The 25705-nt window shown below is 49.1% G+C and carries 19 protein-coding genes; 5 read left to right on the top strand and 14 right to left on the bottom strand.

Annotated elements, in window-relative coordinates; all coding sequences use genetic code 11:
• Positions 1–432 precede the first annotated feature (432 nt).
• From R6242_RS18555 to gmk, 13 genes are all read right to left on the bottom strand, one after another.
• Positions 433–1602 carry an iron-containing alcohol dehydrogenase gene (locus R6242_RS18555; protein ID WP_318429723.1) on the bottom strand — a complete coding sequence of 390 codons (1170 nt, stop codon included), beginning with the start codon at positions 1600–1602 and terminating at the stop codon, positions 433–435.
• Positions 1603–2103: 501 nt separating this feature from the next.
• Positions 2104–3489 carry an aldehyde dehydrogenase family protein gene (locus tag R6242_RS18550; RefSeq protein ID WP_318429720.1) on the bottom strand — a complete coding sequence of 462 codons (1386 nt, stop codon included), beginning with the start codon at positions 3487–3489 and terminating at the stop codon, positions 2104–2106.
• A gap of 231 nt (positions 3490–3720) precedes the next feature.
• On the bottom strand, positions 3721–5103 hold the full coding sequence (locus R6242_RS18545; protein ID WP_318429718.1) for a glutamine synthetase: 1383 nt from the start codon (positions 5101–5103) through the stop codon (positions 3721–3723).
• A 411-nt stretch (positions 5104–5514) separates the two neighbouring features.
• Entirely contained in the window at positions 5515–6909 is a 1395-nt protein-coding gene (gene eat, locus R6242_RS18540) for an ethanolamine permease (protein WP_318429716.1), read from the bottom strand.
• 924 nt (positions 6910–7833) lie between these two features.
• Positions 7834–8172, bottom strand: a complete 339-nt coding sequence (locus tag R6242_RS18535; RefSeq protein ID WP_318429712.1) for a hypothetical protein — start codon at positions 8170–8172, stop codon at positions 7834–7836.
• Positions 8169–9530, bottom strand: coding sequence for a flagella assembly protein FlgT middle domain-containing protein (locus tag R6242_RS18530; RefSeq protein ID WP_318429710.1), 1362 nt, complete (start codon positions 9528–9530; stop codon positions 8169–8171). The genes R6242_RS18535 and R6242_RS18530 overlap by 4 nt, the downstream gene beginning before the upstream one ends.
• Positions 9530–9952 carry an LPP20 family lipoprotein gene (locus R6242_RS18525; protein ID WP_318429708.1) on the bottom strand — a complete coding sequence of 141 codons (423 nt, stop codon included), beginning with the start codon at positions 9950–9952 and terminating at the stop codon, positions 9530–9532. Before R6242_RS18525 ends, R6242_RS18530 begins: the two co-directional genes overlap by 1 nt.
• Positions 9953–10227: 275 nt before the next feature.
• The gene (gene trmB, locus R6242_RS18520; protein WP_318429706.1) at positions 10228–10908 is read right to left on the bottom strand and encodes a tRNA (guanosine(46)-N7)-methyltransferase TrmB; all 681 of its coding nucleotides are present in this window, start codon (positions 10906–10908) and stop codon (positions 10228–10230) included.
• 414 nt (positions 10909–11322) lie between these two features.
• A complete protein-coding gene (locus R6242_RS18515; RefSeq protein WP_318429704.1) occupies positions 11323–12111 on the bottom strand; it encodes a thiazole synthase in 789 nt (262 codons plus the stop codon).
• 66 nt (positions 12112–12177) lie between these two features.
• Positions 12178–12378, bottom strand: coding sequence for a sulfur carrier protein ThiS (gene thiS / locus R6242_RS18510; RefSeq protein WP_293932192.1), 201 nt, complete (start codon positions 12376–12378; stop codon positions 12178–12180).
• Positions 12379–12412: 34 nt separating this feature from the next.
• Positions 12413–14596 carry a RelA/SpoT family protein gene (locus R6242_RS18505; protein WP_412100568.1) on the bottom strand — a complete coding sequence of 728 codons (2184 nt, stop codon included), beginning with the start codon at positions 14594–14596 and terminating at the stop codon, positions 12413–12415.
• 53 nt (positions 14597–14649) lie between these two features.
• Positions 14650–14856: a DNA-directed RNA polymerase subunit omega gene (rpoZ, locus tag R6242_RS18500; RefSeq protein ID WP_130106914.1), complete on the bottom strand. Its 207-nt coding sequence runs from the start codon at positions 14854–14856 to the stop codon at positions 14650–14652.
• A 123-nt stretch (positions 14857–14979) separates the two neighbouring features.
• The gene (gene gmk, locus R6242_RS18495; RefSeq protein ID WP_318429699.1) at positions 14980–15597 is read right to left on the bottom strand and encodes a guanylate kinase; all 618 of its coding nucleotides are present in this window, start codon (positions 15595–15597) and stop codon (positions 14980–14982) included.
• A 284-nt stretch (positions 15598–15881) separates the two neighbouring features.
• Between gmk and R6242_RS18490 the strand changes: the two genes are divergently transcribed.
• The 5 genes from R6242_RS18490 to R6242_RS18470 all read left to right on the top strand — a co-directional run bounded on the left by R6242_RS18490 (position 15882) and on the right by R6242_RS18470 (position 22666).
• Positions 15882–17252 (top strand): efflux transporter outer membrane subunit, encoded by a 1371-nt coding sequence (locus R6242_RS18490; protein WP_318429697.1) that lies wholly within the window; start codon positions 15882–15884, stop codon positions 17250–17252.
• A gap of 134 nt (positions 17253–17386) precedes the next feature.
• On the top strand, positions 17387–18508 hold the full coding sequence (locus tag R6242_RS18485) for an efflux RND transporter periplasmic adaptor subunit (RefSeq protein WP_318429694.1): 1122 nt from the start codon (positions 17387–17389) through the stop codon (positions 18506–18508).
• Positions 18509–18700: 192 nt separating this feature from the next.
• Positions 18701–21742 (top strand): efflux RND transporter permease subunit, encoded by a 3042-nt coding sequence (locus R6242_RS18480; RefSeq protein WP_318429692.1) that lies wholly within the window; start codon positions 18701–18703, stop codon positions 21740–21742.
• Between the two features lie 54 nt (positions 21743–21796).
• On the top strand, positions 21797–22051 hold the full coding sequence (locus R6242_RS18475) for a hypothetical protein (RefSeq protein ID WP_318429690.1): 255 nt from the start codon (positions 21797–21799) through the stop codon (positions 22049–22051).
• Positions 22052–22084: 33 nt separating this feature from the next.
• On the top strand, positions 22085–22666 hold the full coding sequence (locus tag R6242_RS18470) for a GNAT family protein (protein WP_318429688.1): 582 nt from the start codon (positions 22085–22087) through the stop codon (positions 22664–22666).
• A gap of 475 nt (positions 22667–23141) precedes the next feature.
• On the opposite strand, the gene R6242_RS18465 is transcribed toward R6242_RS18470, so the two are convergent.
• Positions 23142–25700, bottom strand: coding sequence for an EAL domain-containing protein (locus tag R6242_RS18465; protein ID WP_318429686.1), 2559 nt, complete (start codon positions 25698–25700; stop codon positions 23142–23144).
• Positions 25701–25705 lie beyond the last annotated feature (5 nt).

Genomic DNA, 25705 nt, shown 5'->3' with positions numbered 1-25705 from the left:
GTTGTTCGAGTACTAATTTAACGGCTTCTGCACGAAATGCAGCGGTATAACGACTTGCCATGACTTACCTCCAGAGATGATTTTATCTCAATTGAAGGTGTCCATATTTAGCAGCCTACATCAGCCAAGCCACAACCCCAATAACACGAAGGCCCCTGCGCTGCGGACAATCGAGTCGGCGGCGGGCGGGATTGGCTCGCTGCCTCGCTCCCTTGCCGAAATCCCGCCCCGCTTGTTCCTCGCTCCGGCGTGTTTCAAGGGGAGATTTAAGCCCACTGCCACTCATAGCGATACGAATCCTAATTGCTGAGTTTTGAAATACTTAAAACCTAGAAAGCAACGTAATTCAAGGCTTGTTTTTCTCCGTGAAACTCCGTGTTCTCTGTGGCCTCCGTGGTTCAAGATTTGGGTTTGGCAAAGCCCCAAAAACTTCTACAACAATCCGTCCAAAGCCGCCGCGCAAATATTGCGATATTGCTGTGGAGTAAACGGAATCGGGTTGGTGCCGTGCGAGCCATCCGCCACGGCCTCTGCACCGATGGTTTCCAGACAGGATTCATCTAGGCCTATGCTTTTTAAGGTATGTGGGATGCCAACTTCTTCGCGCAGACGCAAAATCCAGTCTAGAAAGGCGGCAAACGAAGGGTTGGGCAGGCCAAGGTAGCGGGCGGCGGCGGTGATACGCTCGTCAATGGCGGCCTGATTGGCTTTTAAAACATAGGGCATCAGAATGGCGTTGAGCATGCCGTGATGGGCATCAAAACGCGCACCCAGCGGGTGCGCCAAGGCGTGCATTGCACCCAGGCCGCGCTGAAACGCCGTCGCCCCCATACTGGATGCCACCAGCATTTGCATCCGCGCCTCCAGATCTGTGCCATCGGCAACGGCACGCGGCAGCCACTCACGTACTAGTTGCATGCCTTCCAAGGCAATACCGCTAGCCATGGGGTGATAAAACGGTGAGCAATAGGCTTCTAAGCTGTGGCTTAAGGCATCCATACCCGTGGCTGCGGTGAGCTTAGCGGGCAAGCCGGTGCTCAAAACAGGATCTAAAATCACAATGGCAGGCAACATGCGCGGGTGAAAAATAATCTTTTTAGCGTGCTCGGCTTCATGGGTAATCACCGAAGCTCGGCCTACTTCGGAGCCTGTGCCCGCCGTGGTAGGAATGGCAATAAGCGGAGCCATGCCTTCCGTTTTAATCCTCAGCCAGTTGTCCCCTTCATCCACATAATCCCAAAGCGGGCCGCTCTGCCCAACCATCATCGCCACCGCTTTGGCCGCGTCCAGCGCCGAGCCACCGCCCAGCGCAATGATGCCGTCATAGCCGCCCTCGCTGTAAGCCTGCACCCCGTCGGCCACATTTTGCCCAGTTGGGTTGCCCTTAATCTGATGAAACAGGCCTGCGTGCAAATCAGCCCCATCCAGCAAGGTCAGAGTGCTCAGTACGGGCGATAAAGTGGCCAGCCCCGGGTCGGTAATCAGCAATGGCTTTTTAATGCCTAAAGATCGCGCTAGCTGCGGCAAATCCCTCACCCGCCCCACGCCACATTTCACATTGGTGGGGTAATTCCAATTTACGGTGTAGCGATCGAGATTCATTTAAGTATCCTGTGGTTGATTTCAGTTTCCATCATCGTAGGGCGGGTGAAACCCGCCGCTTTTACCTTAGACTTGGCAAGTTGTAACGTAGATTAAAATCACAACAGATCTTTTAAGTGCCTTCGGCACAGTATTTAGGTGCGGTAGCCACCGCAGGGGCCTTCCTTTCTTGCTTCGCCAAGAAACGAAGCCAAAGAAGGCGCCCCCACGAAGCACGAAGGCCCCTCGCTGCGGATAATCGCCTCGGCGAAAAAGGCTGCGCGCTCGCTGCCTCGCTACCCCTTTTCCGAAACCCCGAGCCGCTTATTCCTCGCTCGGCGTGCTTCAAGGGGATTATTAAGCCCCATGCGGAGAGCCGAGATTTAAACTCCGTTTTCTGAAATTAAATCGACTCAAAACCCAATCACCTACTAGACCCTCGATGCTTTTCCTCCGTGAAACTCCGTGTGTCCTGTGGCCTCCGTGGTTGAAGATTTGGGTTTTTCTACATAAAGAAAAACATTACATCTGCTTCAAATGAAATGACTTCGGCCTTGTCAGGTAGTCGTACCCCAGTACCGATAAAGTCGCTCCCCGCCCAGTTTGTTTAATGCCGGTCCAAGGTAGAGCGGGGTCTAGGTAATCGCAACGGTTCATAAAAAACGTACCGCATTCCAGCTGATCGCCTAGGCTGAGCGCGATGTTTTCGTCGCGGCTAAATACGGCAGAGGTTAGGCCGTATGGGCTGTCGTTCATCAATTGGATGGCTTCTTCGTCGTTTTTTACCGGCATGATGCCCACCACAGGGCCGAAGCATTCGTCGGCCATCAGCTGCATATGGTGATTTACGCCGGTAAAAATCCTTGGGGCCAGATAAGCACCTTTGCCATCATCCAGCGTAAAGCGGCGGGTATCGACAATCTGGCTTGCGCCTTTAGCCAGTGCATCAGCCTCTACCGCTCGCACTGCATTGGCGGCGGCCACGCGCACCACAGGGCCGAGGGTGGTGGCGGCATCCAGCGGATTGCCCAAAACATATTGCTCGGTCAGCGCCAGTGCGCGATCGACAAAATCTTGATACACCGACTGGTGCACATAGATGCGCTGAGTACCGCAGCAGCTTTGCCCAGAGTTAAAAAACGCGCCATCAACCAGCGTATCCACGGCATGCGCAATATCGGCATCGCTACGCACTAGCGCCGCATCGTTGCCACCCAGCTCTAAACCCACGCCAATAAAACGCCCCGCAGCGGCCTGCTCCACGGCGATGCCGCCAGCGACCGAGCCGGTAAAGCAAACATGTTTGATTTCTTTAGCCTGAATCAGCTTTTGCGTGCTGGCGTGATCGGTATGCAAATATTGGAACACGCCAGCAGGCAGGCCTGCAGCCACAAAGGCGGCGTGGATTTGCTCGGCGCACAGCGGGGTTTGTGCCGAGTGTTTTAGGATCACCGTATTGCCCGCCATCAGCGCCGGAATAATCGCGTTCACTGCAGTTAGCAGCGGGTAATTCCACGGTGCCACCACCAGCACCACGCCCAGCGCTTCGCGGCGGATAAAGCGATTAAAGCCATCGATCGGCGTTGGCCGGATATCAGCCAATGCCTCAGGCGCAATCGCCATCATATGCCGCGCCCGAGTATCAAAACCAAGCACTTCATTGGGTGTATAGCGAATAGGCCGGCCAATCTGGCGCGTAATCGCCTCTGCAATCGCATCCTTATTGGCGGTAAAACCATCCACCGCCCGGCTCAGCACCGCCGCACGCTCCAGCAGAGAAACCTGCCGCCAATCCCGCTGGGCAATCTTGGCACGGCGTAAAGTAGCCGCGATATGGTGCTCATCGGCATAAGCACGCCGCACCACTTCGCTACCATCGATAGGACTCATCGTAATCAGTTCAGGCATAGCTACTCCAAGTGGGTGGAATGGTTTTTAAAAAAATTCTTTAAAAAGATCTGTAGACACAGAGAAAACTGAGCACACAAAGAACACAGAGAAAAATCTTCATAGGAAACCCTTGTAGGGTGAGCACAATGGTTTATCGTGCCCACGCGGAGAGTCACGCACAGCCCGCGTGGGCAAAAAACTTGCCCACCCTACATTCCTGTCCTCTGTGCCCACAGACCTTTTTCAGCGTCAGATAATCTCAAAATAGCGTTTTAATTCCCAATCCGTTACATGTTTGCGAAATTCTCTTTCTTCCCATTCGCGCGTGGCGACAAAGTGATTCACAAAGGGCGTGCCAAAGAGGGCTTGGGCGGCTTCGGATGCTTTTAGGCGTTGTGCGGCTTCCCCAAGGGTATTGGGCAGGTGTAAGCGATCTGGAAAGGTTTGGGTATAGGCATTACCCACCACCATTTCTTCTGGCTCCCACTGATGCTCAATGCCGTAGAGGCCTGCACCAAGCGCTGCGGCAAGGGCGATATAGGGATTGGCATCTGCCGAGCCGATGCGTACTTCCACCCTTTGCGATTTAGCCGATCCAGGGATAAGCCGCAGTGCGGTGGTGCGGTTTTCTAGGCCCCATGTGGCATCCAGTGGTGCCCAGTAGCCTGGCACCAGCCGTGAATAGCTATTCACCGTCTGACCAAACATCGCCATAAATTCAGGTAACAGCCTTTGCACCCCAGCTAAAAAGTGCCGCTGGGTTTTGCTCATATTGTGTGGCTGGGTAGGATCGTAAAACACCGATTTGCCGGTTTTAATATCATTTAAAGATAAATGAATATGGCCGCTTTGCCCTGGTAGCTCGGCCGACCATTTGGCCATAAAGGTGGCCATCAGATTATTTTGCTGCGCCAGCACCTTACAGAAAGTTTTAAATAAGAAAGCTTTATCCCCAGCGCGGCTGGCTTCATCCACGGCAATCGCGGCCTCTAATACGCCTGGGCCGGTTTCGGTATGCAGGCCTTCGATGCCCATATCCATGGTTTCACATAGCTTGAGCAGTTGATGATAAAAATCGGCATGCACCGTGCTGCGCAAAATGGAATACCCAAAATAACCGGGTGTCCAGGGGATGAGGTTTTGATAGTTTTTAGCCCGCACTGATTCTGGCGTTTCTTTAAACACAAAGAATTCGTACTCCAGCGCGGAATAAGCCAGATACCCCATATCAGCGGCTTTTTTAACGATGCGGCTTAAAAGCTGGCGCGGGCAAATGGCTTCGGCGTCGCCACTGAATTCGCCCAAGAAAAACAGCATCGGCTTGCCATCAACCATTTCTAGCGGCAGCTCACGGCAGCTTTCGGGAATAATATGCGCCTGAGCATCGGGGTAAGCGGTGTGCCAGCCGGTGTATTCCACATTGTCATAGAGCTGATCGTTGCTATCCCAACCCATCACCACATTGCAAAAACAAAGACCGCCTTTAAGTATGGAAAAAAACTTTTCTTTCGATACATATTTGCCACGCATCACGCCATCGATATCAGATATTCCCACTTTGATATGGCTCAGTCCGCTGGCTTCCACCACGGCTATTGCATCTTCTATTGTTTTCACTTCACGAGCTTGCATATTGATCCCCTGATGCGGTGTGCGTGAGAGTGGGTATTTACCCACTTACTTAAAGATTAAGTGCCTTCGGCACGTTGATTTTGGAGCGGTTGCCACCGCGGACCCTTCCTTTCTTGCTTCGCCAAGAAACGAAGCCAAAGAAGGCCACCCCACGAAACACGAAGGCCCCTGCGCTGCGGACAATCGAGTCGGCGGCGGGCGAGATTGGCTCGCTGCCTCGCTCTCTGGCCGAAACCCCGCCCCGCTTGTTCCTCGCTCCGGCGTGTTTCAAGGGGTGATTTAAAGCCCCGTGCGACGAGCTATGATATGGATCCAGATTGCTGGGCTTTAAGTAATTAAAACGCTTTTCTCCGTGAAACTCCGTGTCCTCTGTGGCCTCCGTGGTTCAAGATTTGGGTTTTAATGTTGGCCTTACTTCACCACATCCCCCACCGTTTGCAGCATTTCATCATGGGGTGCATCGTCTCTGGCTTGACGGGTAGCTAGGAAGTAGGCGTAGCCGCCGAGCATAAAGCCTATAAAAATCCAGAAAATAGTTTGGTTGAAATAAATCATGGCGACTAAGGCAACGAGGGCTAAGGCCAGCGCAACACAGGGGAAGATAGGATAAAAAGGCACGCTATAAGGGCGCTCTAAAGCAGGCTCGCTACGGCGTAATTTAAACAGGGCTGCCATAGAGATGATGTACATCACGATTGCACCAAATACCGACATGGTGATAATCGCGGCGGTAAGCGACATACCTTGCAGCTGGATCACTGAATCCGCATAAATGGCCGCCACACCCACCACACCACCCGCCAAAATCGCCCAGTGTGGGGTTTGAAAGCGCTGATTCACTTTGGCTAGCACGCTAGGCAAATAACCCGCCCGCCCTAGCGCATAGATCTGCCGTGAATAGCCCATGATAATGCCGTGAAAAGAGGCAATCAGCCCAAATAGCCCAATCCACACCAGCATATGCAGCCAGCCTGAATTCGTCCCAACCACCATTTGCATAGCCTTAGGTAAAGGCTCGTTGATATTAGCCAACTGACGCCAATCCCCCACACCGCCCGCAAACACCATCACACCAATGGCCAGCACCACCAACGTTAAAATGCCGCTGATATAGGCACGAGGAATCGTTTTACGTGGGTCTTCTGCTTCTTCTGCCGCCATGGCCGCGCCTTCAATCGCTAAAAAGAACCAGATGGCAAAGGGAATCGCCGCAAACATGCCGCTAATGGATGCGCTACTAAAATGATCCGCTCCCGACCAGCCGTGGGCCATAAAATTGCTCCATGCAAAGCCTGGCGCCACCACGCCCATAAACACCATCAGCTCTAAAATTGCCAAGATGGTGACACAAAGCTCAAAAGTTGCCGCAATGGTCACGCCAATCACATTCAAAAACATAAACACGATATAAGCACCCAAAGCCGCGTGTTTTGGGTCTAAGCCAGGAAACTGCACGCCTAAATAAGCGCCAATAGCCAGCGCAATAGCGGGCGGGGCAAACACAAACTCAATTAAGGTAGCCATGCCTGCGATATAACCACCTGTGGGGCCAAAGGCGCGCCTTGCATAGGCGAACGGCCCGCCCGCATGGGGAATCGAGGTGGTTAGCTCGGTATAGCTAAAAATAAAAGTGGTATACATGGCCGCAATCACCAAGGAGGTGATCATAAACCCCAGCGTGCCCGCCTTATCCCAGCCATAACTCCAGCCAAAATACTCGCCAGAAATCACCAAACCCACCGCAATGCCCCATAGGTGGATGGTTTTCAGCGAGCGCTTTAACTCCCGTTTAACTTGCTCTGCCATGATGTTTCCTTTATTAAAAAGTGAAAGCACTCGCATACAGAAACTAAATCGCGGCCAAAAACAAACTAAAAGCTGCGACTGAAAGCTGTGATGTCAGTTTATGGCGGGGGAATTTATGACGACAAGCACTATCGTTTTAGCTTATTTATTACTATTGCTTACACTTATCTTTGCGCGTTGCAACAATAATCTTTCAAGGCTGAAGAAATTAATAACAGAAGGTAGGCACAGTTGAGCCTAAATCCTCAACCACGGGAGGGCGCGGAGGACACGGCGTTTCACAGAAAAAAGGGAATATTGAATTAAGACATTATTTGAGTTTTAAGCGTTTTTAAGCTCAAACACAGGGCTTGAAAAACCCTTTAAAGATGAGGAATAAGGCAGGGTTTCGGCAAGCATGGCGCTGCATAGCATTAGTTTTAAGGCTAATCAAAAAGCGGAGGGGAGGAGGAACGATCCTGTCAACTTAAGCATTTTTAGGGTGGCCAAGATAAACCGCCTTTGCCCACCCTAAGAAAACCGATTTCTCTAATGACATCGCTTAAATTGACCTGATTATGCCTCTCGCTCATTTTTTGCCGTTTATCTAAGATGATCGACATTTATGGATATAAGCCGTAGGGGCGCTGCTTGCTGCGCCCACTGCATATTGGCCTACATGCAATTATATGGCTTTGTCTGAGCAAGAGACATAATCAGGTAAATTAATAGGATTGGAAACAGCAATGGTTGGCGAGTCGTTGCAATATTTTGCCCAACTAAGCATGGCCGTAGAGAACAACGCTGGGTGCGCCGCAATATCAACTTAACTGATGTTACGCAGGTCTTTAGGCGGAATGTGCTCTGTCGCTGATTGAGGAAATGGTAACCCATTAATTTTTAATGATGGGTGCGTAACATCAGAGCTTAATAATCAGTCTGCCCCTAAGGGTAGCTGTATAGCCGCCAGCGCAGCTCGTTTTCTTGTGCTGTGCTTAATTTTGGCTCGGAGTATGTCATGCCACTACTTGTCATCGGTGCTGCGGCCGAGCGCGTCAGAACCGTGGCAGGTAAGGTTTCAACATGCGGCTGTGGCCTAGCCTGCACCGTTGGCCCTGACTTACTGCTGGCTGTAGAGCCATGTGTGACCTTAGCTGGGGCTGGGGCCGGAGCATGCGCAGACACTCGGCGGCCATTGTGGCCAAAGCGATAGGGAGGAGAGGCTTCTACGGCGGTCATCGTCAACACGATAGTGGCCGCAATGCTTAGCCTAAGGATCTTCATCGGGATTCCTTCATACTAAAACGCACATAATCCCCCACCTCTGGGGTGATGCTGCCGTTTTCTAAAACTGCAATGGCAAACAAAGGTTGTACTTGGGTAATGGTCACCGCGCTAACCAATTCTTCTGGCATGCCCAAAGACATACTGCTATCCCCATTCAGCGCAGCCACCACTTGATTGGTGCTCTTTACGCGGAACAGCTGTAATTTATCACCTTTAGCCAATCTAGCCGTACTGCCTGCGTCAAGAAAAACACGGTTTTTTTCGACTCGGCTAATTCTGGCGGCAAACGCTTGGCAGGCTAAAGCATCATCCACACCCGCCACAATTTTGCCCAATTGCTGCTCAACCATCTGACCAAAATCAGTGTCATAAAAACGCCGTGATCCAAACACATAATCACTGCCTTGCATCACCTCGCCAGTGGCCGAATCCGTAAAGCGCTGCTGTTTTAATAGTGCACCACTGGCACCATCAAACACATAGAGATCGGCCTCAAACCGGCGCGAGGAAGGTTTTACTTTTAGCCCTAGTGGGGCAATGCTTGGCAAGCCGCTAGAAAGCTGCAACATAGGAATACTCGGGCTAATCCTACGCTCGCCGCTTTTTATATCATTCCCCCAAGCAAGACTATAGCGCTCACCATATGGGCCAATATCCCGCACCACGCCCCCCACCACAAACTGAGTGCCATAGCGGCGGGCTAGCTCTCTCACTCGTTCTGGTTGCAATATGGGGTCATAAAAGCCTGGCTGCAGATTAAAAGCGGCTTCATTGACCGTGCGCAGCGGCAGGTAATGATCAGATGCGGCAAGCAGCCGGCTCAGCTCTTGCTGAAAACCATCTTGAAAATGCACAATATCATTGGCATCCGCTGGGTTTTGCAACTGGAAATGCGCTAATAATAGTTTTTTTCTGTAGGCAAAATCTGCCTGTGGACACTGAGCATAACGTGGCGCAGTTGGCGGCAAAACATTGGCTGCAGCCATGCTCTCTGCGGGTTTTACTGCAGTAACGGCGCTGGCGACGGGGGCTTTGCTGAGCGGCACTTCTGGCGCTGGATCGCTCTCTATCAGTACATGATAAAAACTACCTTCACGCCATTCTCGCAGCAATTTATACCGGCTTAGCTCTTGCACCGGCACTACCCGTTGCAGCTCGCTGACGCGGCCTTCCTCAACCAAACTACTGGCTTCGACTTTTGCCCCATTCCACAAAGAAGCCTGCATCAAAGCATCTTGAATCGCCTCCTGCTTAGCCATAGGAACACCGCCTACGCCAATAGCAGATAAGCCCTCAATCTCTGCTGCATAGCTATTACTCAGCAGCAAACAGCTAAGCACACAGGCTTTGATCACTAACGACCTCGCATCATAAAGGGATGATTTGAGCTAGATTCGCCAGCAAATTTAGACATATCCAGCTCTAAAATAGTTTCATAAGCGCCCTCTGGCAGGGCATTCATCGATACCACACGTGCACCACGCAAATAGGCATCTACATAGGTGCGAAAGCTGTCATTTTGCACCGATAAAGCCGCCACCGTACTATTACCTGCCAATCTAAAACCCTGTACCGTTTCGGCCAAGGCACGATAGGCATCCAGCTTAGAAGCACGCATCGACATTAAGCGGCGCTGTGCGCCCGATAAACCTTCAATTTGCGGCGGCGCGCCATAGCCAGCGGCAGACACGACTTGATTACTACCGTCATCCGCGTAAGCAGTAGCAGCACAAGCCAGCATGGTCGCAAGCGACAGTAAAATATGTTTAATCCGCATTTTTATCCCACCTTTTAGGCTCTGCCGGTATTTAATCCACAGCTGCGAATCTAATACCAACAGCGCTTTATTTACTTTTTACCCACCATATTCTGACGAAAGAACAGGCTCATCACTGGGTTATCGGCAAGTATCAGGAAAAATAAAGCGCTATTGCACGAAATACCCCATTCAGTGGTAAAAAAGCGAATGCAAGCAAGAACAAGCACCACAGGCGCAGCGGCTTACATCGTATTTAAAGCGTATTGAGTTTGGCTAAGGCCACGCCCCAAGCACTATACCTTACGGAACACCAAATCCCACACGCCATGGCCAAGCTTGATGCCGCGGTTTTCAAACTTAGTCAGCGGGCGATAATCTGGCCTTTCGGCATAGCTTGCTGCGGTGTTTTGCAATGCTGGCTCATTAGAAAGCACTTCTAACATCTGGATGGCGTAGTCTTCCCAATCGGTGGCCAAATGCACATAGCCGCCAGCTTTGATACGAGAGCATAAAAGCTTCACCAAATCTGGCTGAATCAAACGACGCTTGTTATGGCGTTTTTTATGCCAAGGATCGGGGAAGAAAATATGCGCCCCATCTAGGCTATTGGCAGCGAGCATTTTTTCTAGCACTTCTACCGCATCGTGCTGCACGATACGCACGTTTTGTAAGCCCTGCTCGCCCAAGAGCTTGAGCAAGCTACCCACGCCTGGCGTGTGAACCTCTACCCCAAGGTAATCCGTTTCTGGCTTATTGCTGGCGATCTCCGCCGTGGGGCCACCCATACCAAAACCGATTTCTAAAATCTTTGGACCAGTACGGGCAAAAGCCGCATTTAAATCCAAAACTTCAGCCTGATAGGGAATGCAAAATTGCTCGCCAAATTCAGCAATAGCGCGCTCTTGGCCAGTAGATAAATGCCCTTGGCGCAGCACAAAACTGCGAATACGGCGCATATAATTTGGGTGTTCCATTTCTCAATTCCTTGCAAACAAAAACGCCGCATCGCGCGGCGTGTTTTCTAATTAAAGCTATTTTATAACAAAACCCAAACCGTGAACCACGGAGTTAAGGAGAACACGGACTCTCACGGAGAAAAACAGTTTTAAATTGAGCCCTTTGCTGATAAAGCACAATTACTTTTCTCATTATGTCTCTTGCTCATTTTTTGTCGTTGGTCTGAGAATATCAACGCCAATAGTGCTAACTCGTAGGGGCGCTGCTTGCTGCGCCCTCGCTGAACAGGGCGCAGCAAGCAGCGCCCCTACAGAATATTGGCCTACATGTCATGGCTTTGTTTGAGCAAGAGACATAATCAGGATTGCTTTTCTCTGTGTAACTCCGTGTCCTCTGTGTTCTCCGTGCTTAAAGGTTTGGATTTGTTTTATTTACTTCGCAGCAATCAAGCCAGAAACCGGCGAGCTTGGGTCTGCCGTATAAAGTTTTCGTGGAATACGGCCAGCTAAGAATGCATCGCGCCCTGCCATTACGGCTAGCTTCATGGCACGGGCCATGAGGATTGGATCTTTTGCGCCAGCAATCGCGGTATTCATCAAAATCCCATCGCAGCCTAGTTCCATCGCAATGGCGGCATCCGATGCCGTACCTACACCGGCATCCACTAGTACCGGCACTTTAGCCGACTCAATAATCAGCCGCAGATTCCATGGGTTTAAGATGCCCATGCCTGAGCCAATTAAAGAAGCCAAAGGCATAATGGCGCAGCAGCCGATGTCTTCTAGCTCTTTAGCCACAATCGGGTCATCCGATGTATAAACCATCACATCAAAACCTTCTTTAACCAAGGTTTCAGCGGCAATCAAAGTTTCACGCACATTTGGGTAAAGCGTATTAGCATCCCCAAGCACTTCTAGCTTAACCAACTTATGCCCGTCTAATAGCTCGCGGGCCAAGCGCAAGGTGCGCACGGCATCGGTGGCGTTGTAACAGCCTGCTGTATTTGGCAGGTAAGTGAATTGGGATGGCGGTAGATATTCAAGCAAAGAGGGTTGGTTTGCGTCTTGACCGATATTTACCCGACGAATCGCCACGGTAATAATCTCTGCACCTGAGGCATCGACCGCCGCGCGGGTCTGAGCAAAATCTTGGTATTTTCCTGTGCCCACAATCAAGCGTGATTGATAAGCTTGTCCTGCAATTTGAAATTGATCCGACATATACGCCCCTTAACTCTGAATAGAAACACGGTAGGAGCAAGTTTTATACTCGCCCATTAGCCTAACTTAACCACCACCGACGGCAACCACCATTTCTAACACATCGCCTTCGCTAAGATACGTGGTGGCGTGCTGGCTTTTAGGTACGATTTCGCCATTTTGCTCGATTGCAATCCGCTTGCCCTTGAGCTCAAGCAAAGCTATTAAATCCAGCAGGGTAAGTGGAGCGGTAAATTCGCGGGCTTCGCCATTTATTGAGATTTGCATGATGTGTTTTATTTAAGATATAAAAAATTAAACGCTATGCTCGCATTCTTTGAATGCGATAAGCCGAAGGTAATTGGCGAAGGTTTTTCATCACCTTGGCTAAATGTGTACGATTACTCACCTGCAAGGTAAATTGAATCTGCATATAGCGCTCAGAAAAGCCTTCTGGCTCTTGGGTAGCCACGGCGGTGATATTGGCATCGGCATCGGCAATCGCCAAAGCAATTTGCGCTAAAGTGCCTCTATCATTTTGCGCCAAAATACGCACAGGCACATCAAATAGCCGATTCACATCAGCATCCCATTCCACATCAATGAGCTTTTCGCTATCAATTCGGCCATGGGCAATTTGCGGGCAATCGTGAGTATGAATCACGAGCCCTTGATCTTTTTTAACAAAACCTAAAATAGGATCGCCAGGGATAGGATTACAACATCGCGCGCATTGAATCGCCATGCCTTCCCCACCACGTACAGCAACCGCTGCGGGTTTACGCCCTAAGGCAGCTTCATCTTGCCAACTACCGGCTAATTGCAATAAACGTTTAGCTACCACAACCGCCAAACGCTTACCTAAACCTAATTCCGCTTTCACTACTTCGCGCGATTTTTCGCCATTTTCTTTTAAATAGCGATCCCACACATCATCACTGACATTTTGCAAAGGCTGATTTAAATTAGCAAAGCCTTGGGCCAATAAGCGCTCACCCAGCAATACCGATTCTTCGAAACGCATGCCTTTTAAGAAATGCCGAATATGCGATCTGGCCTTGCCGGTAGTCACAAAGGTTAGCCAAGAGGGATTTGGCCGTGCGTGTACCGCAGAAACAATCTCCACCTGATCGCCATTTTTTAAGCGGGTGCGTAATGGCACTAATTCATGATTAATTTTTGCCGCAATACAGCTATCGCCAATATCTGAATGCACGGCGTAGGCAAAATCAACGCAGCTTGATCCGGCAGGCATATTAAAAATCTTGCCCTTAGGGGTAAATACGTAGACCTGATCAGGGAATAGATCAACCTTGATATGCTCTAAAAACTCAACTGCATCGCCGGATTCGGCTTGAATTTCTAATAAAGATTGCAGCCATTGATGGGTTTTTTTCTGCACATCAGAAAACCCCTCATCGCCGCTTTTATACATCCAATGACTAGCCACGCCAGCATCAGCAATGCGGTGCATATCACCAGAGCGAATTTGAATCTCAATAGGCGTACCATAAGGGCCAAATAGCGTGGTATGCAGGCTTTGATAGCCATTGGCTTTGGGGATCGCAATATAGTCTTTAAATTTGCCTGGAATTGGTTTAAATAAAGCATGCAAGGAGCCCAGCGTGAGATAGCTGGTAGGCACGTCTTTTACAATCACTCTAAACGCATAGATATCTAGCACTTCAGAAAAACTGAGTTGTTTTTCCTGCATTTTGCGATAAATGCTATAGAGGTTTTTTTCACGCCCAGTGACGCTGGCTTCAATTTTAGCCGTAGCCAATTTATCTTTAATCGAATCTAAAATCTTACCCACCACTTCGCGGCGATTACCGCGTGCGGCTTTTAATGCCTTAGACAATACCCCATAGCGATTTGGGTGCAAATATTTAAAAGCTAAATCGTCTAATTCTTGATAGGCGCTATTGAGGCCAATTCTATTGGCGATTGGCGCATAGATTTCCATCGTTTCACGCGCAATACGCTTTTGCTTATCTGGACGCATCGCATCCATAGTGCGCATATTATGCAAACGATCGGCAAGTTTAATCAGCATAACGCGTAAATCACGCGCCATAGCTAAGAGCATTTTGCGGAAATTCTCTGCCTGCGCTTCTTCTTTACTTTGGAATTCAAGCTTATCGATTTTGCTCATGCCATCGACGAGCTCGGCAACTGTTTTACCAAACTTTTCGGTGAGTTCTAGTTTGGTAACGCCGCTGTCTTCCATCACATCGTGCAGCAATGCGCCTGCCAAAGCTTGGGCATCGAGCTTCCATTGGGTAAGAATGGTGGCAACTGCGAGCGGATGTGAGATATAAGGCTCGCCAGAACGGCGAGTTTGGCCCCGATGTGAGGCATCGGCAAAGCAAAAAGCGGCGGCCAAGAATTGCCGGTCTTCTATCTTTAAATACGATGTGTTTAGCGATAAAAAACGATTTGCATCGGCGAACACTTCCGGAGCTGTACTCGCCAACTCTGGCAAATCAATATCTGCTAGTAACATTTCCATATTCAAAGCCCAAAAAAAACAGGCCCAGCAAGCTGGGCCAGAAAAGCTTAAGAGCGCTTAATCAAGATATCTTTGCTTACCAAACCAGCGGCTACTTCACGCAGCGCAAGTACAGTTGGCTTTTCACGGCCATTGTGCTCGATCTGTGGAGTAGAACCGTTTGCAATTTGGCGAGCGCGGTAAGCTGCAGCTAAGGTCAAATCAAAACGATTTTCGATGCGGTTAAGGCAGTCGTCTACGGTAACGCGAGCCATGGCAGTGTCCCTTGTGATGGTGATTCGCAGATTCCTGCGACTAACCCTTGATTCTAGCAGAAAATAGCCTGCTTCGTAAGGAGATTGCCCAGTAAATCTGCAAACTTCATATTAAAAGGAGGCTTAGCCCGCTTTTAAGCTACTAATCAGCACTTGGTGACGGGCACTTTGCCTATGCAATTTCAGACGTTCTGCCCGCACAGCACTCACGATATCACGCACGGCTTCGTCGATATGCTCGTTTACAATCACGTAATCAAACTCTTCTACATGGCTGATTTCTTCTTTTGCTACCGCCATTCTACGCTCGATCACTTCATCGCTATCTTTGCCACGGTTTTTTAAGCGCTGCTCTAATACCTCAACCGAAGGCGGCAAAACAAACAGCCCAACAGCGTCTGGAAATAAACGACGAACTTGCGCTGCGCCCTGCCAATCGATCTCAAGCAGAATATCGCGGCCAGTATCAATAGCCTTATTAATCCATGTTTGCGAGGTACCGTAGTAATTGCCGTAAACCTCGGCATGCTCAAAAAAATCACCGTTTAGGATCATTTGCTCAAACACTTCACGCGCTACAAAATGATAATCCTTACCATCAACTTCACCTGGACGTGGTGCGCGGGTGGTGAATGATACGGATAATTGCACGTTTTGGTCTGCAGCAAGCAGCGCTGCGACCAATGTGGTTTTGCCTGCGCCGGAAGGTGCAGTCACCACAAATAGATTACCTTTTGCCATCGAACAAATCCTGTAATAAAACTACACGAAGATTAGCATTAGACGGCAAATCTGGCGAGATTGCCGCATAAAACATTTACGATAAAAATTTGGCTACCACCAATAAAGAGTAGATCAAGCCATCTTACGACAGTTGCAAACAAGTAATGATATTTTTATCAATATGTATAAATGTCAAACCACGGTTGCCTTAGTAATATGACTCATTTAGCATAGTGACCAGCACAAACTATGCCCAAAAATAACAACTATCCCACCACCTATCGCGTTGCTCAAGGATCTGTATGCCGCATCTGTTCCGCTTGCTAGGATTGGCTTGTCTACTATCAGGCTGTGCAGTGACGATCCCTAAACCGGCAGATGGCGATCTAGCTACGGCCAGCGAGTGGAATGCCCCATATCTATCCTCGCAGCAAACCACCAATAGCTGGGCCAGCTGGCAGGATCAAACGCTCAATACTTTACTGCAACAAACGCTGGCTAACCACCCAACTATGGCGCAAGCCAAGGCTAAAATTAGCGAAGCCCGTGCAGAGGCTGCCGCGATTGGCGCTCATTTATGGCCCAATGTCAGCGCCACTGCTAGCTACAATCGTAGCTTACATAATTTACCAGACCCAGGCTCGGCCCAGAATTTAGCTAGCCTAGGCCTTGATGCCCGCTGGGAGCTAGATCTTTGGGGCGGGATTGCTGCAGCCAAGCAAAGCCTTTACGCCAATATGGCCAGCAGCGAAAGCGCACAGCAGCTTACCGAAGCCAGCCTAGCCGCCGAAGTAGCCAATACCTTGGTGAGCTACCGTGCTTGCAAAGGGCAGGCAAACTTAGCAGATCAAGTACTGCAATCGCAAAAACTCAGCGCAAGCTTGCTGCATAGTAAAGTGGATGTGGGCCTTGCTAGCGTGGTGGATGCCGCCAAAGCAGATAACGAAGCCAGTGATGCTAGCTATCATTTGGCCGAGTTAGCAACGCAATGCCGCGTCACACTCAAAGCGCTGGTCGCACTGACTGGCATGCCAGAAGCCAAGCTTGGTGAGATGCTGGCGGCTGAAGCAGGGCTGATGCCTGCTCGGCCAGCCCTTGCTATTAAAAGCGTTCCCGCCGAAGTGCTGGCCGAACGCCCCGATATCCGCATTGCTGGCTACACCTTAGATTCTGCGGCTGCCGAAGTCGCCGTGCGCAAAGTAGCGCGTTACCCATCCGCCTCTTTACTTGGCATGATTTGCGTGGGCTGCCAAATCAGCGAAGGCATTAATTTAGATAGCCGTAACTGGTCTTACGGCATCAGCTTTAATATCCCCATTTTTAATGCAGGCGAACTTAGCTCTAAACAAGACGCAGCGTTTGCCCGCTACCAGCAGGCCACCGCCAATTACCAGCTACAAGTACGCCAAGCCGTGCGTGAAATAGAAGAATATATGCTGCGTTTGGATGATAGCCAACACAGAACCGCAGAATTAGAACACCAGCTCAGCTACGCCCGTGTGCAGCTCAAAGCCAGCCAAGCCCTATACAAGGTGGGCAGTGCCAGCCAGCTGCAAGTGGCAGAAGTAGCGCGCTATGAGCTAGCCGCCCAAACTCGTTTGCTGGCCCTTCAAAGAGAGCAAAGCGCAAATTGGATCGCCCTGTATAAGGCATTGGGTGGGCGGGCGATGTAAGTCGGGTGAACTGTACCTTGCCCATGGCATTAAGTTAGGGATATTTCATCAACAAACCTTAGGGTGTGCAATAAGTCTGAGGCTTGATTCAGACGCATTGCACCTTGTAGGCCAAGCACAATGGATCATTCTTCATGCAAAAATTAAGCGCCAAAATTAAGCAGCACCCGAAACTGGCCGTTGTGAGTGCCTGCTTGCTGCTGCTGGGCCTGATCACGCTGATTACCACGCCCAAGAGTATCGCCAAGCCCGCCGCAGAGGCCGCTCGCGCCGCCATGACCGTTACCCTTACTGCCCCCCAAAGCCAAAATTGGCCGGTCATCATTAGCGCTAATGGCAATATCGAAGCGTGGCAAGAATCGATCGTAGGGGCAGAGATTGGTGGCTATGCCTTGGCCGAAGTACAAGCGGCGGTGGGTGATGAAGTAAAGCGCGGCCAAGTCTTGGCGCAATTTGTCAGTGAAACACTCAAGCTTGAGCTAGCCCAGCAGCAAGCCGCCCTTGCCGAGGCGGAGGCCGCATGGAATGAAGCACACGATAATGCCGAGCGCGTTAGAAAGCTCGACAGTAATGGCGCACTCAGTGCCCAGCAAATTCAACAAGCACTGCTGCAAGAAGGCGCAGCTAACGCGCGATTAGCTGCGGCCAAAGCGCGTTTTGCTAGCCAGCAATTACGCATCAAACAAAGCCAAGTCACTGCACCCGATGATGGCGTGATCTCATCACGCAGCGCCACCGTGGGTGCCGTAGTGCAAGCTGGGCAGGAGTTATTTAAGCTGGTAAGGCAAAGCCGCTTGGAATGGCGGGCCGAAGTCAGCGCCGCTGAAGTGCTACGTATCAAGACAGGGCAAAAGGCTAATCTCATCCTGCCAAACGGCAAGACGGTAGAAGGCGTGGTGCGTAAAGCCGCTCCTACCGTTGACCCGCGTACCCGCAATCTGCTGGTATATGTCGATTTAAAAAGCCGCTCACTCGATGAAGCCAAGCCAGGCATGTTTGCCAAAGGCACGCTACAAACTGGCCAAGGCGAAGTGCTGACCCTGCCAGGCAATAGCATTGTGATGCGCGATGGCTTTGCCCATGTATTTGTACTGGGCGCTGCCAATAAAGTGAAGATGCAGCGCGTGACTTTAGGGCGACAAGATAGCAATCGCGTGGCCGTGAATGGCATTAGTAAAGACTCCAAAATCATCCAAAGTGGCGCAGGATTTTTAGCCGATGGCGATATCGTAAAAGTCATTACTGCCGCGCATTGAGTTTATTTTGTAAGGTTTAAGGATGGGCAGCTACCCACGCAGAAATAAATAACCTTGCCACGCGTGGGCACAAAAGCGTGCCCTATAGGTATCAAGCCAAGGCCATTACATTTACAAACTGTAGGGTGTAATAAGTCTGAGGCTTTATTCAGACGCATTGCACCTTATTAACCCAGCTATCAAGGATGAGTAATGAATTTTTCAGCTTGGTCGATCAGAAATCCTATTCCGGCCATTATGTTATTTGTCTTACTGTCTTTGGCTGGTGTGCTGTCTTTTCATAGCATGAAGGTGCAAGACTTCCCTGATATTGAATTACCGATGGTAACGGTAACGGCAATTCAGCCAGGAGCAGCACCGGCACAGCTAGAAACCGAAGTAGCTAGAAAGCTAGAAAACTCGGTCTCCGCCTTGCAAGGCGTAAAGCACGTTTATAGCAAGATTCAGGATGGCAGCGTGCTGCTGACCGTAGAGTTTGCCCTAGAAAAACCCGTTAATGAAGCGGTTGACGACGTTAGAAATGCCGTCAACGGCGTGCGTGGCGACTTACCCAGCGATTTAAAAGACCCGATTATTGGCAAGGTAGAATTCTCTGGCGTGCCATTTTTAGTATTTACCGTGGCATCCAATACCTTGGGTGAAGAACAGCTTTCTTGGCTAGTCGATAATAAAATCAGCAAGGAAGTGCGCGCTGTTTCTGGCGTCGGTAAATTTGGCCGCGTGGGCGGGATTAACCGCGAAGTGCGCGTAGAGCTGGATCCCTCTCGCCTTGCCGCCCTAGGTATTTCTGCCGCAGATGTGTCCAGAAGCCTAGCCCAAACCCAGCGTGATGCATCGGGGGGCCGTAGCGATTTAATCGGTAGCGAGCAGGCGATTCGCACCATTGCCACCGTACAAAGCGCGGCAGAATTAGGGCAAATGATTTTGCCGCTGAATGATGGCCGCAGCATTCGCCTAGACCAAGTGGCCAGCATTGCGGACACCACCGCCGAGCGCCGCTCAATCGCGCTACTTGATGGCAAGCAAGTCGTGGGCTTTGAAATTAGCCGCTCACGTGGGGCCAGCGAAATTGAAGTAGCAGCCGGCATCCATGCCGCGCTGGCAAAGATCAAGCAAGCCAACCCGGGCCTTGTCATTACCGAAGCTTACAATATGGCCGAGCCAGTGCAGGAGTCCTTCGATGGATCGATGACGCTGCTGTGGGAGGGCGCGATACTGGCGGTGTTGGTGGTGTGGTGGTTTTTGCGCGACTGGCGCGCCACGCTGGTCTCTGCCGCAGCGCTGCCGCTGTCTATCTTGCCCGCATTTATTGGCATGGCTTACTTGGGCTTTAGCTTGAATACCATCACCCTATTATCTCTCGCCCTTGTGGTGGGGATTTTAGTCGACGATGCGATTGTAGAAATCGAAAATATCGTCCGCCATTTGCGTATGGGCAAAACGCCTTACCAAGCCGCGATGGAAGCCGCCGATGAGATTGGCCTTGCGGTAGTGGCCACCACCTTTGCCTTGATTGCGGTGTTTTTACCTACCGCATTTATGGCGGGGATTCCTGGTAAATTCTTTAAGCAATTTGGCTGGACAGCCGCGCTAGCAGTGATGGCCTCCTTGATTGTGGCGCGCTTACTTACGCCGATGATGGCCGCTTATATCCTTAAGCCCATTACCCACGCACAAAAAGAAGGCCGCATTATGCAGGCCTATTTAAAAATGGCCCGCTGGTGCTTGCAGCACCGCAAGCTTACCGCGCTATTCTCCTTACTGTTTTTTATTGGCTCGCTCATGCTGGTGCCACTGCTGCCAACTGGCTTTATTCCGCCTGACGATCGATCGCAAACGCTGGTAAAAATTGAGCTGCCACCTGGCGCCACTTTAGATGAAACAGCCGCTGTGGCAGAGCGTGCCCGCAAAATGTTGAGCACTGAAAAATCCATCATCCGTATCTATACCGCCATTGGCGGCGGGGGAGCGGGAGCCGATCCTTTTGCGGCGGGCGGTGTCAGCGAGGTCAATAAAGCCAATCTCACCCTCACCCTAACCGAGCGCACCACTAGGGACAAAAAGATTCATATCGAATCCCGCTTACGCACGCTATTGCAAGATATTCCCGGCGTGCGTATTGCTGTGGGCTTGGGTGGATCGGGAGAGAAATTTCAGCTGATTTTACGTGGGGACGACCCAGCGATCTTAGTCGCCACCGCACAAAATGTAGAGCGCGATATGCGCACTCTGCAAGGCGTAGGGGCCGTCACTTCTAGCGCCAGCTTAGTGCGCCCCGAGGTGAGTATCCGTCCAGACCTAGCCAAAGCCGCTGATTTAGGCGTGAGCATCGCCAGCATTTCAGACACTATTAGAGTCGCAACGGTGGGTGATTTTGATACCGCAGTGGCCAAGCTTAATTTACCCGAGCGGCAAATCCCCATCATGGTGCGCCTGCCAGATAGCACCCGCCAAGACTTAGAACAATTAAAGCGGCTAAAAGTGCCCGCCAAAAGCGGTGATGTAACGCTTGGGCAAGTCGCCGAGCTGGCGCTTTCATCCGGCCCTAGCCAGATTGATCGCTACGATAGAGCCCGTGATGTGATTTTTGATATTGAGCTTAATGGCAGATCACTTGGGGACTTAAGCAATGAAGTCGATCAGTTGCCCAGCTTAAAGCAACTGCCAGCAGGGGTAGAGCGTGCCGAATTTGGCGATGCAGAAGAGATGAAAAAGCTGTTTGCCAGCTTTGGTATCGCCATGCTGACCGGCGTGCTGTGCATTTATATGGTGCTGGTGCTGCTGTTTAAAGACTTTATGCAGCCGCTCACCATTTTAGCCGCGCTACCGCTGTCCATTGGCGGGGCCTTCTTGGCGCTGCTGATTGCACAAAGCTCGTTTTCTATGCCAACCTTGATTGGCCTGATTATGCTAATGGGCATTGCCACCAAGAACTCCATCTTACTGGTGGAATACGCCATCGTCGCCCGCCGCGAGGGAATGAGCCGCTTTGATGCGCTGATGGACGCAGGCCTAAAACGCGCCCGCCCGATTGTGATGACCACCATCGCCATGGGCGCAGGCATGTTCCCCATTGCACTGGGCATTGGCGTAGATCCAAGCTTTAGATCCCCAATGGCCATTGCCGTGATCGGCGGGCTAATCACCTCTACCCTACTCAGCCTACTGGTGATACCGGTAGTGTTTACCTTTGTGGATGACTTTGTGCAGTGGCTTAAAAAGAAAAAATCGTAGGGGCACGGCATGCCGTGTTCACCCGAAACCCAAAAGTGACAAAAAGAAAACCCGATGAAATACATCGCCCTCAGAGTTCGCACCGCCATGCTGATGCACGGCTATACCGCAGATAATCAAGAAATCATCGAAGAATTTCATGATGAAGCTTTTATGGAAAAACTGATTGCCATAGAGCGTATTCAATCCATTACCGAGAAATATCTCTTAGTTAATTCATCACACGATAGGGTGATGTATTGGGAATACGAAGGCGATCTTAATTCGATTGCGCAAAGGCTAAATAGCGCGGGGCTGCTGATTGCTTAATAATTTACTTAACCACGTGAGGGCATAAACACTATGCCCACCCTAGATAATGCTTTTCCACAGATTAAAACAGCTCGGCTAATTTTGCGCGAAATCAGCGCCGCCGATGCATCTGCATTATTTGCAATTCATAGCGATTCCAGTGCCATGCGCTGGTTTGGCTGTGATGCGATGACAGATCTGGCAGAGGCCGATAAACTGATCGATATCTTTGCCCATTGGCGCACCATGCCCAATCCCGGCACCCGCTGGGGGATTGAATACAATGGCAAGTTTATTGGCAGCTGTGGCTTATTTAAATGGGATAAAAATTGGCAGTCATGCCATATAGGCTATGAATTAGCCCCTAGCCATCAGGGCAAGGGTTTGATGAAAGAGGCATTATTGGCCATGCTGGCTTGGGGTTTTAAGCATATGCTGCTAAACCGAATTCATGGCCAAGTGCACCCACAAAATATTGCCTCAATTAAATCATTGCAATCACTTGGCTTTATTCAGGAAGGCTGCTTTAGAGAGGCAGGTTTTTGGAATGGGCAATATCATGATTTATTGCAATTTGCTTTACTCAGAAAAGATTACCAACCCGCCATATCAGCAATGATGCTGCCAATTTAAACCAGCAACATAAATAGTCGGTTATGTAGGGCAGGTACAAGCCTATGTGCACTAAAGCAAAGTTACATAAAACCTTACCTGATTATGCCTCTTCCTCAATGGACTAGGCCAAAGCTTTATTTCCTCTGTGAAACTCTGTGGGTCTCTGTGTTCTCTGTGGTTTAAGATTTAACCCTCTAATTTATATAATAGTTTTTCCTGATTATGTCTCTTGCTCAATCTCATTATAAATATCGTAGGGCGGGTGAAACCCGCGTATTTATTCAATATGGTTCGCGGGTTTCACCCGCCCTACGCATTCAAAAACCAAGCCCAGCACTCAAGAAATTTATCTACAAAGAGTTCATTGAGCAAGAGACATAATCAGGTAGTTTTTTTAGTTAGCACATATGGGATGCAAGTCGCTTTTTTCGATATCGCTCGCGGGTTTCACCCACCATACAAATAGCACTTTATTTAAATTTACAGCAATGGATTAAATCTCTGGCCAATCTTCTAAGGGTATTGGGCGGCCAAAGTAATAGCCCTGAGCACGCTGGCAGCCTAGCTCCAGCAGCCTTTGTGCCTGCTCTGCCGTTTCTACCCCTTCAGCCACCAGCGGCACATCAAAACCACCCGCTAGGCGAATAATCGCAGAGACAATGGCCTCGCTTTTATGATTATCCAAAAAGCGGCTCACAAAGGATTGATCGATTTTCAAGCAATCAAAAGCAAATTGATGCAAATAAGACATTGATGAATAACCAGTGCCAAAGTCATCAATGGCAATTTCTACCCCCAAGCTTCTGATTCGGCTAATCAGTGTAGCAATCACATTACTATCTTCAATCAAAATAGATTCAGTAATTTCTAGCGTTAAATTATGCGGTGGTAAATCAAATTCTTGTAATGTTGCTTCTAATACTTGGTAGAAATCAGATTGAATTAACTGACGCACCGATACATTGACGTGCACATCAAAATTACTAGCCCAACCACTCTTTAAACGTTCGGCAATTTGCCGACATGATTCCCTAAGCACCCAATGCCCAATAGGTAGAATTAAACCCGATTCCTCTGCTAATGGAATAAATAAGCCAGGAGAAACCAAGCCACGCTGGCCACTTTGCCAGCGAACCAAAGCCTCTGCACCAATCACTTTACTATCGCTTAACCTAACAACCGGCTGAAAATAAACTCTAAATTCATTTTTCTCAATCGCAGCATTAAGCTCTGAAATTAAATGAATTTTTTGCGTAGACTGCTCAACCATATCACTTTGAAATATTTCATATGAGCTAGCCCCTTTACCCTTGGCTTTATTCAAAGCCATGCTCGCATTTCTTAAGTTTTCGATCAAATCAAGATGATTAAAGCGGGCGGATACCACACCAAGGCTGGCACTAATCAAAACCTCATCGTACTGCAAATGAAAAGATTGAGTAAAGCTATCTAATATCCCCTGAATTAATTCAGTCATGCAAATTTTATCAACATCAATATCCATGCAAATAACAAACTCTGTATCTGCAACCCGGGCAAACAGCGCCTGCTCTGGCAAATGCTGCTTAAGATTATTAACAATGGCGCAGAGTAATTCTTCCCCCTGATCATAGCCAATGCTGTCATGAATACTTCTGTAATTATCTAAACCAATCAGCAGTAATGCATCCCACTTGCTAGCGGAGTCTTTTTTAACTAACTCAGACATTTCTTCACGCAGACCTTCACGGCTAAGCAGGCCGGTGACTTGATCATGACGAATTCGGTAATTAAGCTGCTCAAACGAGCTAGATAAGGCACTCGACATTTCATCAAATGCATTTGCAAGCAAAGTGGTTTCTTTTAATTGTAGCCCACCTGCAATCGTAGGCTGCCACTCTTGCTTAGCTAATAATTTAGCAGTTTGCGCTGCCAGCAAAATGGGCTTCGTAATACTGGCCAATATTTTCCACGCCGCCAAGGCGGCTATTAATCCAATACATAATACAATAGCCAAAGTAACCATCATATCTTTGATTAAATCACCCAACAAATCCCGCTCTGGAATAAGAATAACAATTCTCCAATCCAAACCATTGTCATCGGCTAATTTAAAAACTCTGCCATATATTTTTTCATCACCAAGATTAAATTCAATATCATTAATTTCTTTATTTTCAATAAATTTTGCACTCATTCTTACCATTTCATTAGAGCTATCCTTGGCCTTAAGCAAAGTAGCGTTATCTTGTTTCGATAGCTCAGTAATTGATAACCGTGGCAAAGGCTTTTCATTACTTGAATGAGAAATAAGTTCATTATGTTGATCAACAATGTAAATAGCCCCTCTACCTAGATTAGGGCTAGATTTTAAATACTGATTAAAATTACTTAATTTAATATCACTAGCAACAACACCAATCATACTTTTATTTTTATCATAAAGCGGGCTGCTAAATGAAATAGTGACTCCTTGAATGGCATCATAATCTTGATATGCGGTAGTCCACATTGGTTTTTTACTGCGACTAACGGGGGCATACCAAGGCCTAACCCTTGGATCATAAGGATTAAACTGATGCAGAATTGAATCAGTAGATTTTAAACCACTATAAAAATTTAAACTGCCGCCGGTTCTACCATCTTTAAGTAGTAAAGAAAATTTATTGGTGAGTATTTCACGACTAACCGCAATATATTCACCATGAATGGAGCCAAAAGAGATCAAGCTAAGGTGTTTTTGGTCTGGAAATATTTTTTCTAAGATATGGGTAAATGGCGCTTCAAACTGGGATAAATCTTTATCTAAATTTGAATACTGCTCCGTCAGCAATACCGCAGCCATTCGATTAGCCAGAGCGGGAGCACGAAGAAAAATATTTAAATCGCTCCGCACTGCGGCCACTTCTGCAGAAATCACTTTATTGCTCAAATTTTTGAGCATTTTTCCTTGGTTGCTCATTTGCAAAGTAATAATTGCGCCAAGGGTTAGCACCAGCATAACCATAAAGGTAACTGTAACTGCAAACTGCAGAGAAATGCGCCCACGCAGCGCAAGTTTTTCTAGTTTCAAAGCAC

Origin of the sequence: Iodobacter sp. CM08 (assembly GCF_033446605.1) — a bacterium.
In the GTDB taxonomy this organism is placed as follows: domain Bacteria; phylum Pseudomonadota; class Gammaproteobacteria; order Burkholderiales; family Chitinibacteraceae; genus Iodobacter.
The sequence above is the reverse complement of the archived record's forward strand: the minus strand, read 5'-3'. Positions and strand labels throughout refer to the sequence as shown.

What these genes read in the sequence shown, in the direction of transcription:
- R6242_RS18485 (WP_318429694.1), top strand. Translation starts at nt 17,387, where the DNA reads ATGCAAAAATTAAGCGCCAAAATTAAGCAGCACCCGAAACTGGCCGTT.
- R6242_RS18480 (WP_318429692.1), top strand. Translation starts at nt 18,701, where the DNA reads ATGAATTTTTCAGCTTGGTCGATCAGAAATCCTATTCCGGCCATTATG.
- trmB (WP_318429706.1), bottom strand. Translation starts at nt 10,908, where the DNA reads ATGGAACACCCAAATTATATGCGCCGTATTCGCAGTTTTGTGCTGCGC.
- R6242_RS18545 (WP_318429718.1), bottom strand. Translation starts at nt 5,103, where the DNA reads ATGCAAGCTCGTGAAGTGAAAACAATAGAAGATGCAATAGCCGTGGTG.
- R6242_RS18515 (WP_318429704.1), bottom strand. Translation starts at nt 12,111, where the DNA reads ATGTCGGATCAATTTCAAATTGCAGGACAAGCTTATCAATCACGCTTG.
- R6242_RS18555 (WP_318429723.1), bottom strand. Translation starts at nt 1,602, where the DNA reads ATGAATCTCGATCGCTACACCGTAAATTGGAATTACCCCACCAATGTG.
- R6242_RS18490 (WP_318429697.1), top strand. Translation starts at nt 15,882, where the DNA reads ATGCCGCATCTGTTCCGCTTGCTAGGATTGGCTTGTCTACTATCAGGC.
- eat (WP_318429716.1), bottom strand. Translation starts at nt 6,909, where the DNA reads ATGGCAGAGCAAGTTAAACGGGAGTTAAAGCGCTCGCTGAAAACCATC.
- rpoZ (WP_130106914.1), bottom strand. Translation starts at nt 14,856, where the DNA reads ATGGCTCGCGTTACCGTAGACGACTGCCTTAACCGCATCGAAAATCGT.
- gmk (WP_318429699.1), bottom strand. Translation starts at nt 15,597, where the DNA reads ATGGCAAAAGGTAATCTATTTGTGGTGACTGCACCTTCCGGCGCAGGC.
- R6242_RS18505 (WP_412100568.1), bottom strand. Translation starts at nt 14,596, where the DNA reads ATGTTACTAGCAGATATTGATTTGCCAGAGTTGGCGAGTACAGCTCCG.
- R6242_RS18525 (WP_318429708.1), bottom strand. Translation starts at nt 9,952, where the DNA reads ATGCGGATTAAACATATTTTACTGTCGCTTGCGACCATGCTGGCTTGT.
- thiS (WP_293932192.1), bottom strand. Translation starts at nt 12,378, where the DNA reads ATGCAAATCTCAATAAATGGCGAAGCCCGCGAATTTACCGCTCCACTT.
- R6242_RS18535 (WP_318429712.1), bottom strand. Translation starts at nt 8,172, where the DNA reads ATGAAGATCCTTAGGCTAAGCATTGCGGCCACTATCGTGTTGACGATG.
- R6242_RS18475 (WP_318429690.1), top strand. Translation starts at nt 21,797, where the DNA reads ATGAAATACATCGCCCTCAGAGTTCGCACCGCCATGCTGATGCACGGC.
- R6242_RS18550 (WP_318429720.1), bottom strand. Translation starts at nt 3,489, where the DNA reads ATGCCTGAACTGATTACGATGAGTCCTATCGATGGTAGCGAAGTGGTG.
- R6242_RS18470 (WP_318429688.1), top strand. Translation starts at nt 22,085, where the DNA reads ATGCCCACCCTAGATAATGCTTTTCCACAGATTAAAACAGCTCGGCTA.